This is a genomic window from Bosea sp. PAMC 26642 (genome assembly GCF_001562255.1).
Lineage (GTDB): Bacteria > Pseudomonadota > Alphaproteobacteria > Rhizobiales > Beijerinckiaceae > Allobosea.
The window spans coordinates 5,308,218-5,321,150 of record NZ_CP014301.1 but is presented as its reverse complement, the minus strand read 5'-3'; the positions used below and the strand labels follow the sequence as shown (position 1 = coordinate 5,321,150).

Annotated in this window: 12 protein-coding genes; 11 read left to right on the top strand and 1 reads right to left on the bottom strand. The window is 66.1% G+C overall.

What is annotated here, in order from left to right; translation table 11 throughout:
* The first annotated feature begins 41 nt into the window (after window positions 1-41).
* The 7 genes from AXW83_RS25445 (at window position 42) to AXW83_RS25415 (ending at window position 6,784) form a co-directional block, all read left to right on the top strand.
* The gene (locus AXW83_RS25445) at window positions 42-1,166 is read left to right on the top strand and encodes a mandelate racemase/muconate lactonizing enzyme family protein (protein ID WP_066619094.1); all 1,125 of its coding nucleotides are present in this window, start codon (window positions 42-44) and stop codon (window positions 1,164-1,166) included.
* Window positions 1,167-1,347: 181 nt separating this feature from the next.
* Window positions 1,348-2,223, top strand: coding sequence for a carbohydrate ABC transporter permease (locus tag AXW83_RS25440; protein ID WP_066619093.1), 876 nt, complete (start codon window positions 1,348-1,350; stop codon window positions 2,221-2,223).
* The gene (locus AXW83_RS25435) at window positions 2,216-3,049 is read left to right on the top strand and encodes a carbohydrate ABC transporter permease (RefSeq protein ID WP_066619091.1); all 834 of its coding nucleotides are present in this window, start codon (window positions 2,216-2,218) and stop codon (window positions 3,047-3,049) included. The genes AXW83_RS25440 and AXW83_RS25435 overlap by 8 nt, the downstream gene beginning before the upstream one ends.
* 4 nt (window positions 3,050-3,053) lie before the next feature.
* Window positions 3,054-3,941, top strand: coding sequence for a DUF6772 family protein (locus tag AXW83_RS25430; RefSeq protein WP_442855209.1), 888 nt, complete (start codon window positions 3,054-3,056; stop codon window positions 3,939-3,941).
* Window positions 3,941-4,276, top strand: a complete 336-nt coding sequence (locus tag AXW83_RS25425; protein ID WP_066619087.1) for a hypothetical protein — start codon at window positions 3,941-3,943, stop codon at window positions 4,274-4,276. The genes AXW83_RS25430 and AXW83_RS25425 overlap by 1 nt, the downstream gene beginning before the upstream one ends.
* A gap of 73 nt (window positions 4,277-4,349) precedes the next feature.
* The gene (locus AXW83_RS27430) at window positions 4,350-5,552 is read left to right on the top strand and encodes a diaminopropionate ammonia-lyase (RefSeq protein WP_066619084.1); all 1,203 of its coding nucleotides are present in this window, start codon (window positions 4,350-4,352) and stop codon (window positions 5,550-5,552) included.
* Complete coding sequence (locus tag AXW83_RS25415) at window positions 5,549-6,784, top strand: Zn-dependent hydrolase (RefSeq protein ID WP_066619080.1); 1,236 nt, start codon at window positions 5,549-5,551, stop codon at window positions 6,782-6,784. Before AXW83_RS27430 ends, AXW83_RS25415 begins: the two co-directional genes overlap by 4 nt.
* A 34-nt stretch (window positions 6,785-6,818) precedes the next feature.
* Here AXW83_RS25415 and AXW83_RS25410 read toward each other — a convergent pair whose 3' ends face one another.
* Complete coding sequence (locus tag AXW83_RS25410; protein ID WP_082767548.1) at window positions 6,819-7,907, bottom strand: LacI family DNA-binding transcriptional regulator; 1,089 nt, start codon at window positions 7,905-7,907, stop codon at window positions 6,819-6,821.
* A 111-nt stretch (window positions 7,908-8,018) separates the two neighbouring features.
* On the opposite strand from AXW83_RS25410, the gene AXW83_RS25405 reads away from it, so the two are divergent.
* The 4 genes from AXW83_RS25405 to AXW83_RS25390 all read left to right on the top strand — a co-directional run bounded on the left by AXW83_RS25405 (window position 8,019) and on the right by AXW83_RS25390 (window position 12,932).
* A complete protein-coding gene (locus AXW83_RS25405; protein ID WP_066621266.1) occupies window positions 8,019-9,035 on the top strand; it encodes a TRAP transporter substrate-binding protein in 1,017 nt (338 codons plus the stop codon).
* A 57-nt stretch (window positions 9,036-9,092) separates the two neighbouring features.
* Window positions 9,093-10,979, top strand: a complete 1,887-nt coding sequence (locus AXW83_RS25400; protein ID WP_066619078.1) for a TRAP transporter large permease — start codon at window positions 9,093-9,095, stop codon at window positions 10,977-10,979.
* A 33-nt stretch (window positions 10,980-11,012) separates the two neighbouring features.
* On the top strand, window positions 11,013-11,552 hold the full coding sequence (locus AXW83_RS25395) for a VOC family protein (RefSeq protein WP_066619076.1): 540 nt from the start codon (window positions 11,013-11,015) through the stop codon (window positions 11,550-11,552).
* A gap of 108 nt (window positions 11,553-11,660) precedes the next feature.
* Complete coding sequence (locus AXW83_RS25390) at window positions 11,661-12,932, top strand: ribulose-bisphosphate carboxylase large subunit family protein (RefSeq protein WP_156640434.1); 1,272 nt, start codon at window positions 11,661-11,663, stop codon at window positions 12,930-12,932.
* Window position 12,933: the final 1 nt, after the last annotated feature.

Here is a 12,933-nt window from a genome sequence, read left to right as displayed (position 1 = left end):
AGTTAGGTTGAACTCAATCGGACACAGAGCCGCGAGACCGCATGACCGCCCGCTGCATCGCCAGAATCGAATCCCATCCGCTGCGGGTTACGCTCGCCAAGGCGCAGCGCACCTCGCAAGGCGACTTTCCGGCGATCGAGATCGTCGTCGTGGAGGTGACGACCAGCGACGGACTCGTCGGCGTCGGCGAGGCGCTGGCGCGGCGGGGCGCGGCCGGCTATGCGCGGCTGATCGACGAGGTGCTGACGCCGCGGCTGCTCGGCAAGGACCCGGCCGACCGGCGCGCGCATTGGAAGGCGATGCGCGGCGCGCTCACAGGCCGGCCCGGCGGCCAGCTCGTCGAGGCGATCTCGGCGATCGACATCGCGCTCTGGGACATCGCCGGCAAGGCGGCAGGCGTTCCGATCCACAAGCTGCTCGGCGGCATCGGCAGAACCGACGTCGCAGCCTATGCCTCCTCGATCAACTGGCTCGACGACACCACGGTCGAGGCCGAGGTCACCGCTGCGCTGCAGGCCGGCTTCCGCGAGATCAAGGTAAAGCTCGGCCACCCGCTGAAGGACGCCGTGGCGCGCGCGAAGTTCATCCGCAAGCTCGCCGGCGACGACATCGCCCTCTATGTCGATGCCAATTGGGCCTATGACGTCGATGACGCGATGGTCGTCGGCAAGGCATTGTGCGATCTCGGCTACGGCTTCTTCGAGGAGCCGATCCTGCCGCATGACCGCGATGGCTATCGGCGGCTGGCGCAGCATCTGCCGATCCGGCTCGCTGCGGGCGAGAGCGACTATGTCGCCTCCGAGGCGCTGAACATGCTGCAGGACCGCTCGATCGGGCTGATCCAGCCCGATGTGACGCGCTCGGGCGGCATCACCGAGACCTGGCGCATCGCCGAACTCGCTGCGAGCTTCAACACCGCTTACGCCCCGCATGTCGGCTGGTCGGGCGCGATCTGCGTCGCCGCCAGCCTGCAGCTCGCGGCGGCAGCCGAGACCTTCCGCACCTTCGAGTGCATGGTCTATGCGAACCCGCTGCGCGACGCCTTCACGCAGCCGGTAGTGGGCGAGGGCTTTCAGCTGGTGGATGGCAGGCTCGCCGTGCCGCAGGGTCCGGGGCTGGGGATCGCGATCGATCGCGACGCGCTCAAGCGCTTCCGGATCGCGTGAGGCGGGCTATGGATTCCAGCACCACCAGCTGTTCCAACCTCCGCCGTCATCCCGGACAAGCGGCGCAGCCGCGCCGATCCGGGATCCATCATAAGGCTCGTCGGCGTTCTAGGATGGATCCCGGGTCTGCGCTTCGCTTGCCCGGGATGACGGCGCGTTTGATCGCAAGGGTTGGCAACCCATGACCGCCCGCACGCCACTGTCAGCCATCGCGCTCGTCGGCCCTGTTCAGCTCATGGTCGGCTGCGTCATCTTCCTGCCGGCGATCTACGTGTTCTGGCTCAGCCTGAACCAGTCCTCCTTCGGCCAGGCGGCGACATTCGTCGGATTAGCGAATTACGCGAAGGTGCTGGGCGATCCCTATTTCTGGCGGGCGCTGGTCAACACCGTGATCGTCGTCGCGATCGTCGTGCATGTCGAATTGCTGATCGGCCTCGGCATGGCGCTGTTCTTCGCGTCGGGCGTGCCGTTCCGGCCGATCCTGCTCGCCATCGTGCTCGCCCCCTATGCGGTCAGCGAAGTCTCGGCGGTGGTGATGTGGCGCTATCTGTTCGAGCCCGAAGTCGGGATGATGAGCCAGATGCTCGGCTTTTTCGGGCTGCCGCCGATCGAATGGGCGGTGAACCCCAATCACGGCCTCGCCATGGTCAGCCTGCTCTCGATCTGGCTGCATCTGCCCTTCAGCTTCATCATCATCTACGCCGCCCGGCTCTCGATTTCCGACGAGCTCTACGAGGCCGCCGCCATCGACGGTGCGACCGGCTGGGCGGCGTTCCGCCGCATCACCCTGCCGCTGCTGATGCCGGCTTTGCTGATCGCAGCGCTGTTTCGCTACATCTTCGCTTTCCGGCTGTTCTCCGAGGTCTGGCTGATGACAGGCGGCGGCCCGGCCCGCACCACGGAGGTGATGGCCGTCTACCTCTATCTCGAAGCGTTTCGCTACAACGCCTTCGGCTCGGCTGCGGCCACCGGCTGGCTCCTGGTGCTGGCCTCGCTGCTGCTCGCGCTGGTCTATCTCCGCAGCATCTACAAAGAGATGTTCCGCAAGAATGCGTAAGCTCTCGCTCCCACGCCTCCTCCTGAAGCTCGCCGGCGTGATCGCGATCGTCGCCTGGTCGCTGCTGCCGATCGCGCTGATCGTGATGTCGTCGTTCAAGTCCGACCGCGACATCTTCTCCCTGACCTCGCGCTTCAGCTTCATGCCGACGCTGGCAAATTACGAGATGCTCTGGAGCCGCTGGGGCGATTTCTTCTTCGGGCTCTGGAACAGCTTCCTGGTGACGCTGGGCGCGACCGTGCTGGCGGTCGCCGTCTCGCTGCTCGCCGGTTTCGCCTATTCGCGCCACGCCTCGAAGGGCCTGCAGGCCAGCGCCTTCTTCCTGATCTTCATCCGGCTGATTCCGCCGATCGTGATCACCCTGCCGCTGTTCCCGGTCGTGAACCGGCTCGGCCTCAACGACACGCATCTCATCCTGATCGTGCTCTACGCGACCTTCTTCGTCTCGCTCGGGACCATCGTGATGCGCACCTTCATCGACCAGATTCCGCGAGAGCTGGACGAAGCCGCGATGATCGACGGTGCCTCGCAGTTCCAGATCATCCGGCGCGTGATCTTCCCGCTGGCGGCGCAGGGCATGCTGGCGGTCGCGGTCTTCGTCATCGTCTACGCCTGGAACGAGTTCCTGTTCGCCTTCATCTTCACGACGACCAAGGCCAAGACCGCGCCTCTGGTGATCTCGGAGATGATCGGCGCGGTCGAGGGCGTCGAATGGGGCGTGCTCTTCGCCGCCTCGACCATCCAGCTGCTGCCGGTTCTCGCCTTCGTCATCCTCATGCAGAAGCACCTCGTGGCGGGCCTGACCGCCGGCGCAGTGAAGGGATAAGCCCATGACCCAGCTCGACGACATGCGCCGCGCCATCCGCGAATCCGATCCGGCTTTGAGCCGCTTCGACCCGCTGCCGCGGATCATCTGCCTCGACGATTTTGACCGTGGCATGTGCGGCTGGACCCAGCTCGTCGGCAATTACGAGGACACGCTCGACGCCATGCTGCCGGGCTATGCCCAGCACAGCCACGCCATGCTCTCGACCCTGCCGAACTGGGATTTCGGCTCGCATGGCGGCTTCGACGGCTCTTATGCGCTGAAGATCGCGACACGGCCCAAAAAAGGCGCGCAGAACGTTGCGATCAAGCGGCTGACCTTCCGCAAGGCCGGGCCGATCCGGATCGAGACCTATTTCACCTTCAAGCCGGAAGCGACCGACCTCGCTTTGTCGGAAACCGACATCCGCTCCTTCGGCTTCCTGTACGATCTCCAGGTCGGCGACCGGCATGGGGCCGGCGGCAACCGCGTGATGCCTCATCTGCGCTTCCTCAACGCCGAGAACGGCGTGCATCTGCAGAAATGGCAGTTCAAGCGCAAGACCACGCCGATCCAGCCGATCGGCGCCGCCGGCAAGACGATCACGCATTACCACCTCGCGCCGACCGACTGGGAGGACCTGCCCGGCGGCGAGCAGCGGCTCTGCTACAACGAGATCCCGACCAAGGTGAACTGGCACTATCTGCGCTTCGACTTCGACCTGGAAACGATGCAGGCCACAGGGCTGCAGGTGAACGACCGGGCCTTCGACATGAGCGGCTACGAGCCGATCCGCATCCCAGCGATGAAGAACCTCTGGTGCATGCTCAATATCGGCTTCTTCGCCGAGACCGATACGGACAAGCGCGCCTTCGCCTATCTCGATTCCGTCTGCCTGTCGGGAGACTTCTGATGCTGCCCGAAAACCTCACAGCCGTCGTCGCCCGCAACGAGATCTGGACCGGGGAATCCGCAACGGAGCCGTATGAAGCCGGCTGGGCCAAGGAGGCGGTCGTCTTCGTTCGAGCGCTGAAGGAGCCGAAAGGGGCGTTGCCGAAAGCGCGCATCGAAATCTCGGCCGACGGCATGCATTGGGCGCCGGAAGGATCGGAGTTCGCCCTGCCGGGGGCCAAGGATGCGGTGGTCTTCCAGCGCGTCGCCCATTTCGGCAATTTCCTTCGCGTGGCGGCATCGCTGCCGACAGGCGCGGAAATCGTCGTCCTGGTCACACTTCATCTGAAGGCCTGAGGGCGACCGCGAGCAGGCTTTCATCTCGCAGAAGATGCGGTATCGGTCGGCAAGCGATCGAAACGAGGCTGCGATGTTCCTGCTCAACCGGCATTCCGAATACAGCTCCGCCCTGCACCCGTTCGATGCGGAAATGCTCGGCCCGGAAGGGGCCGACGCCGTCGAGAGCCATCTCGTGCAACGCGACGGCCACGTTGCGACGCCGCTGCACGCCTTGCCGGGGCTCGCGTCCGAGCTTGGAATCGGCGCGCTGCATGTCAAGGACGAGGGCTTCCGGCTCGGTCTCGGCAGTTTCAAGGCGCTCGGCGGCGCCTATGCCGTTGTCCGTCTGGTGCTGGAGGCTGCCGAAGAACGGCTGGGACGCGGCGTCGCGGTCTCCGAGATAGCCGCGCCTGAGGTTCGCGCCATCGCATCGGAGATGACCTTCGCCTGCGCGACGGACGGCAATCACGGCCGCTCGGTGGCGCAGGGCGCGCAACTCGTCGGTGCGCAGGCTGCGATCGTCGTGCATGGCGGCGTCAGCGAGGAGCGAATCGCGGCGATCGCGCGCTTCGGCGCCCGGATGATCCGCGTCGGCGGCACCTATGACGACTCGGTCGTCGAGGCGGCCCGCATGGCCGATGAGAATGGATGGGCGGTCGTCTCCGACACGTCATGGCCGGGATATGAGCGCATTCCGGGCCTGGTGATGCAGGGCTATACGGCGCTAGTGCGCGAGAGCCTGCGCCAGCTGCCGGCACCGCCGACCCATGTCTTCGTCCAGGCCGGCGTCGGCGGCGTCGCGGCGGCCGTCGCCGCGCATCTCTCGCTTGTACTCGGCGAGCAGCGGCCCGTTTTCATCGTGGTCGATCCGTCCCGCGCGGCCTGTATCTTCGAGACGGCCAAGGCCGGTCATCCGGTCAAGGTCGCCCATGGCGAGGCGACCGTGATGGCGATGCTGGAATGCTACGAGCCCTCCCCGCTGGCCTGGCGGGTGCTCTCGCGCGTGGCGGATGCGTTCATGACGGTCGAGGACGAGGACGCGGTCGCGGCGATGAACCGGCTTGCCCGGCCACAGGCCGGCGACCCCGCCATCGTCGCGGGCGAGAGCGGCGGCGCCGGTCTCGCCGGAGCGGTCCGCGCGACGGCCGACCCTGCCATCCGAGCCGCTCTCAAGCTCGACGGACAGTCGCGCATCTGGGTCGTCAACACCGAGGGCGCCACCGATCCGGGCCGGTACCACGAGCTTGTCGGACTGACGCCCGAGGCGGTGCTGGCGGCTGGAAGCGCCGCGTGACCGCGCCACTGCTCGATACCGATCGTCTGCTCTCGCGCATCCGGGAACTAGGCGGGATCGGGCGCGACAGCGACCGTCTCATCCGGCTGGCAGCTTCGGACGCGGACAAGGCCGGGCGCGACCAGATCGTCGCCTGGCTGGGGGAGACCGGCCTTGATGTCGCGATCGACCGGATCGGCAACATCTTCGGAGTCTGGTCCACGCTTGGCAATGCAGCGCGCGCGCCGGTGCTGATCGGATCGCATATCGACACCGTGATCGACGCCGGCATCTATGACGGCTGCTACGGCGTGCTGGCCGGCCTCGAAGTGATCGCCGCGATGAAGCAGGCGGGCCTCGCGCCGGCACGGCCGCTGGCAGTCGCGGCCTTCACCAACGAGGAGGGCGTGCGCTATGCGCCCGACATGCTCGGCTCGCTGGTCCATGCCGGCGGCCTCGACATCGAGACGGCGCTCGCCGTCACCGGAACCGACGGCAGCGTACTCGGTGCCGAACTCGCTCGCATCGGCTATTCTGGACGACTCGAGCCCGGGTTCCTGAAACCCCATGCCTATATCGAGCTGCATATCGAGCAAGGGCCGGTGCTGGAACGCGAGGGTTTCACGATCGGCGCGGTCGCCAGCCTGCAGGGGATCTCCTGGCAGCGCATCGCCATCGACGGCGTGGCCAACCATGCCGGGACGACGCCGATGGCGATGCGCCGCGATGCCGGCGTCGCCGCGGCACGCGTCGTCACCTTCCTGCGCGACCGGGCTCGCACCGCCAATACACCGACCGTCGCGACAGTCGGGACCATGGCTTTCGAGCCCAATGCGATCAACGTCATACCATCGCGCGCGACCTTCACGGTCGATCTGCGCGACCCCGATCCGCAGCGCCTGCGCGATGAGGAGGCGGCGCTGGCGGCGTTTCTCGACGAGGTCGCGGCGGGCGAGGAGGTGAGCGTATCCGTCGAGCGGCTTGCCCGCTTCGAGCCCGTCGTCTTCGACGAGGGCATCGTCGTCGCGATCGAGGCGGCCGCGAGGGCGCGTGGGCTCAGCTGCAGGCGTATGGTGTCTGGCGCCGGCCATGATGCGCAGATGATGGCGCGGATCGCGCCTTCCGCGATGATCTTCGTGCCAAGCGTCGGCGGGATCAGCCATAATCCCGCGGAGTTCACGGCCGAGGCGGATCTCGTTGCGGGCATTCAGGTCCTGCTCGACGTCGTCATGCGGCTTGCGATGGACGAATAGGCCGCCGTCCAAGGCGACCTGACGAACAGACTGTCTATGGCAGGTTTTCCCGCAAAACGATCTCGGTACGGGGCCGCTCGATGCCCTGCATCGCGGGCCGCCCTGCCCTGAGATTGGCGAAGATCGCGATGCAGTCCATCAGCGTCGCCTGCGGGTTCTGGGTGATGACCGCGTCCATCGCTCCGTCGATCAGGAGGCCGCGCGTCTCGGGCGTAAGCCCGTGGCCGACGAAGACGACCTCGCTTTGCCGGCCGACCTCCTTCAAGGCCCGCGCGATGCCTTCGGGCCCGCCGCCGATATTGTAGATCCCGGCGAGGTCGGGATGCTGGGCGAGCAGCGTCTTGGTCTGGCGATAGTTCCTGGCCTCCTCGTCATGGCCTTCGCGCAGGCCGACGACCTCGATGGCTGGATAGAGCTCCTGGAACAGATGCAGGAAGCCCATCTCGCGCTCTTCATGGGCGCGGTAGCTCAGGCTGCCGGCGATCATCGCGACCTTCGCCGGGCGCGGGCCGATGAAACGCGCGATCAACTGCGCCGCGGTTCGCCCCACCGAGCGATTATCGAGCCCGACATAGGCCGCCCGCCGCGTATTGGCGACATCCGAGATCAAGGTCACGGCCGGGATGCCGCGATCGGCCAGCATATCGACCGCCTCGCGCACCGTCGGATGCTCCAGCGCCATGAAGGCGATGCCGTCGACGTCGCGGCCGACGCGCCGGAGATGCTGTGCGAGCAGGTCCGGCTTGAAACTCTCGATGAAATCGACCCGCGCCCGCATGTTGAAGGAGGCGAGCTGGTCCTGGGAGCCGCCGATCAGCCGCCCGAGCAGACCCAGGAAGCGGTTCGTGCCGGCCGGCAGCAGGAAGGCGAGACGCAGCGGCTTCAGCGCACTCGCCGGCAGCGCGCCCTCCATCACATAGCCGAGCTCGCCGGCTGCCTTCAGCACGCGCTGTACCGTGATGCTGCGCACGCCCGGACGCTGGTTGAGCACGCGGTCGACGGTCGCGGTCGAGACGCCGGCCAGCCACGCGACGTCATCGATCCGCGCCGTCTGCCTTCGCTTGGGCACAGTGTCCGCCAGGGCCTCGGCTGCGTCGAGATCATCGAGGGCCGGGCCGTTCATCCAATCAAAACCCATCAAAAATTGAGCTTGCCGACCATCAAGCACAATTCCTATCGTCGAGGCAAGAAGACGACGATCAATCAGGTCGCGCCGCGACCAAGGGAGGTTACGATGACTGAATTGACCCGCCGCAGGGTTCTGCGCACGCTTGCCGTCTCGTCCGCGCTGCCGCTCATCGGGATGCCGCATGTCGCGCGCGCCGCCGAGATCGAGCTGAAATACGGCAACAACCTGCCGCTCAGCCACCCGCTCAACATCCGCGCACAGGAAGCCGCCGAACGCGTCGCCAAGGAAACCAACGGCCGGGTCGAGATCAAGATCTTCCCGAACAACCAGCTTGGCGGCGACACCGACATGCTGAGCCAGGTCCGCAATGGCGGCATTACTTTTTTCACGCCCTCCGCGCTGGTCATCGCGACGCTGGTTCCGGTCGCCGCGATCAACGCGGTCGGCTTCGCTTTCGCCGATTACGACCAGGTCTGGAAGGCGATGGACGGCAAGCTCGGCGCCCATGTCCGCGAGGCGATCTCCAAGCTCAACCTCTTCGCCTTCGAGAAAATGTGGGACAACGGCTTCCGCCAGATGACCACCAGCGGCAAGCCGATCGAGGCCGCCAAGGACATGGCCGGCCTCAAGATCCGCGTGCCCGTCAGCCCGCTCTCGATCTCGATGTTCAAGTCGCTCGATGCCGCACCCGCCAGCCTGCAGTTCTCCGAAGTCTATTCCTCGCTGCAGACCAAGGTCGTCGATGCGCAGGAAAACCCGCTGCCGATCATCCAGGTCGCCAAGCTCTTCGAAGTGCAGAAGAACTGCGCGATCTCGAATCATATCTGGGACGGCTTCTGGTTCATCGCCAATGGCCGCGCCTGGCGCGGCCTGCCGCCCGATATCCAGACGATCGTCGGCAACGCCATCAACGATGCGGGCGTCAAGCAGCGCGGCGACATCAAGGCTCTGAACGAGACCGTGCAGGCCGATCTGCAGTCCAAGGGGCTGGCCTTCAACAAAACCGACCCCGAGAGCTTCCGCGCAAAACTGCGCGATGCGGGCTTCTACAAGGAGTGGCAGGGCCGCTTCGGCACCGAGGCCTGGGGCCTGCTGGAAGAGGCGGTCGGAAAACTCGCCTGACAATCCTGGGGCGAGCCTAAAAGGGCGCGTCAAAAGCACCACAGGAAACGCTCCACCATGGATATCCAGGCAGCGACATTGCCCGTGCAGACGACCGTGCCCGTAAGCGGGTTCGGTCGGATCGCGAACCGCCTCGACCGCGTGATCGGCGGTGTCGTCGAGGCGGCCGCGGCCACTCTCGTGCTTGTGGAGATGATCATTCTCGCGGCGGGCGTGACGGCGCGCTACGTCTTCCATGCTCCGTTGGTGTGGTCGGACGAACTGGCCTCGATCCTATTCCTCTGGCTGTCCATGCTGGGCACCGTCGTAGCACTGCGGCGCGGCGAGCATATGCGCATGACCGGCCTCGTCAGCCGCGTCTCGCCCGGCACACGCGCCCTGCTGGAAGCGCTCGCGATCACGGCCGCGATCGCGTTCCTGTTGATGATCATCCCGCACGCAATCGAATATGCCGAGGAAGAAAGCTTCATCGTCACGCCGGCACTCGAGATCAGCAATGCCTGGCGCGCGGCGGCGTTGCCCGTCGGCATGGGGCTGATGCTGCTGGCGGCCAGCGTCAGGCTGCTGCGGTTCGGCTCGCTCAAACCCGTCCTGATGGCCGTGGTGGTGACGGCTGTGCTCGTCGCGCTGTTCTGGCTCGCCGGCCCGATGCTGAAGCCGCTCGGCAAGCTCAACCTGATCGTCTTCTTCGTGGGCGTCGTGGCGCTCAACGTCTTTTCGGGCGTGCCGATCGCGTTCTCCTTCGCACTCGCCACCTTCGGCTATCTCTCGCTCACCACGACGACGCCGCTGATCGTCATGGTCGGCCGGCTCGACGAGGGCATGAGCCATCTCATCCTCCTCGCCGTGCCGCTGTTCATCTTTCTGGGCGCGCTGATCGAGATGACCGGCATGGCCAAGGCCATGATCCAGTTCCTCGCCTCGCTGCTCGGCCATGTGCGCGGCGGCCTGTCCTATGTGCTGGTCGGCGCGATGTATCTGGTGTCGGGCATCTCGGGCTCGAAGATCGCCGACATGGCCGCGATCGCGCCCGTGCTCTTCCCAGAGATGCAGAAGCGCGGCGCCAAGCCCGGCGACCTCGTCGCCCTGCTCTCGGCGACGGGCGCGCAGACCGAGACGATCCCGCCCTCGATCGTGCTGATCACCATCGGCTCCGTCACCGGCGTCTCGATCGCGGCGCTGTTTACCGGTGGGCTGCTGCCGGCGCTCGTGCTGGGAGCGGCGCTCTGCGTCGTCGTCTGGTGGCGCTATCGCGGCGAAGATCTCAGCCATGTCGTGCGGCAGTCCAAGCGCGAGATCGGCAAGCTCGCACTGATCGCGCTGCCGGCCGTGGCGCTGCCCTTCGTCATCCGCGCCGCGGTGGTCGAAGGCGTCGCGACCGCGACCGAAGTCTCGACCATCGGCATCGTCTATTCGATCCTGGCCGGGCTGCTGCTCTACCGCCAGTTCGACTGGCGGCGCCTGCCCAAGATGCTGATCGACACGGCCTCGCTGACCGGCGCGATCATCTTCATCGTCGGCTGCGCCACTGCGATGGCCTGGGGGCTGACGCAGTCTGGCTTCTCGCAGGATCTGGCGCGGGCCATGGCGTCGGTGCCCGGCGGAACCTGGGGGTTCCTCGGCATCTCGATCGTCGCCTTCATCATCCTCGGCTCGGTGCTCGAGGGCATTCCCGCGATCGTGCTGTTCGGGCCGCTGCTGTTCCCGATCGCCAAGCAGATCGGCGTCCATGAGGTCCACTACGCCATGGTGGTGATCTTCGCGATGGGCATCGGCCTCTTCGCCCCGCCTTTCGGCGTCGGCTATTACGGCGCCTGCGCGATCAGCAAGGTCAATCCCGACGAGGGCCTGAAATATATCGGCGGCTACATGCTGGCGCTGTTTTTGGGCCTGCTCCTCGTTGCTGCCGTGCCGTGGTTCTCCACCGGCTTCCTGAAATTCTGACCCCCGTCATCGCGTAATCACAAAGGTATCCCCATGAGCCGCTTCTTCGGCGAGATCCGCCAGGCCGGATACGTCGTCCCCGATATCGAGGCGGCGATGGACTATTGGAGCAGCGTGCTCGGCGTCGGGCCGTTCTTCTACAATCCCAAGGTGCCGATCAGAAACTACCGCTACAAGGGCGAGGCCTACGAGCCGCACAACTCGGTCGCGCTGGCCAATTCCGGCCCGCTCCAGATCGAGCTGATCCAGTGCCGCAACGACGTGCCGTCGATGTACAAGGACTTCACCGATGCCGGCCATTCCGGCCTGCAGCACGTCGCCTACTGGACCTCGGACTACGACGCCGATCTCGAGCGGTTGACGAAGCAGGGCTTCAAGGCGGTGATGTCGGGCGAGGTCGGCGAGCGCGGCCGCTTCATCTATTTCGACACGCATTACCACCCCGGCACGGTGATCGAACTCTCGGAGGTCGCAGGCCCCAAGGGCGAGATGTTCCGCCTGATCCGCGAGGCCGCAGCGACCTGGGACGGCAGCGACCCGGTGCGGCCGTTTCCGGATCTGAGCAAGCTTTGATCTCATAGCAAAGCGCGTCATGGTCGGGCTGACCCGACCATCTCGGATACCAGTCATGAGATTTTCAGGCCAAGCCCGAGCATGACGCTTCACGAACGGATGATGCCGATGAATCCAAACCGTTTCGAAGCCACCTATCTGATCGAAACCCCGCTCGACCCTGCGAAGGTCGCAGAGATCATGGCGGGGGAGCAGTCGAGCGGCACCTTCACCCGCGTCGCCGGCGAGACCGACGAGTTGCGCAGCCGCACTCGCGCCGTCGTGACCCGCATCGATGAGCTGGACTCCGTCGCCACGGCTAGCCTGCCCAATGCCTGGCTGGCGAAGAAGGGCGTCTCCGGCCCCTGGCGCCGCGCCCGCGTCGCGATCTCGTTCCCGATCGACAATGTCGGCGCCAATCTCGCGACTCTGGCCTCCATCGTCGCCGGCAATCTCTACGATCTGGGCGAGGTCACCGGTCTGCGGCTCGACACGATCACCTTGCCGGCCTCGTTCCGCAGTCGATTTGCGATGCCGCGTCAGGGCATCGCCGGAACACGCACTCTGACAGGCGTGATGGAAGGCCCGCTGGTCGGCTCGATCATCAAGCCCAATGTCGGCCTGAGCCCGCAGGAGACCGCAGCGCTGGTTGCAAAGCTCTGCGAAGCCGGGCTCGACTTCATCAAGGACGACGAGATCTCGGCCGACCCCGTCCATGCCCCGCTGGCACAGCGCGTACCCGCCGTGATGGAGGCGGTGCGGAGGCACCAGGACCGCACCGGCAAGGCGGTGATGGTGGCCTTCAATATCACCGACGAGACCGATGCGATGCGCCGCCATGCCGATCTGGTGACGCGCGAGGGCGGCACCTGCGTCATGGCGAGCCTGAATTGGTGCGGGTTTTCGGCGATCGAGACCTTGCGCAGCGCCACCGATCTGGCGCTCCACGGCCACCGCAACGGGTTCGGCGCTCTCTCGCGCCACCCCATGCTCGGCATTTCCTTCCAGGCCTATCAGACACTCTGGCGGCTGGCGGGCATCGACCACCTGCATGTCCATGGCCTGCAGGGGAAATTCGCACAGGCGGACGAGGAAGTGGTCTCCTCGGCCCGCGATTGCATCACGCCACTGAGCGATGGCATCGACGACCGCGTGCTGCCGGCGTTCTCATCGGGGCAGTGGGCCGGCACGGCGCAGCCGACCTGGGATGCGATCGGCAACGACGATCTCCTGTTCATGGCGGGCGGCGGCATTCTCGCTCATCCAGGCGGCCCGGCGGCCGGCGTCGCCAGCATCCGCCAGGCCTGGGCGGCCGTGGCGAGCGGCACCCCTCTGCAGGAAGCAGCGGGTAGGCATCCCGAGCTGCGCCAGGCGCTGGATTTCTTCGGCAAGGCAGGCTGAG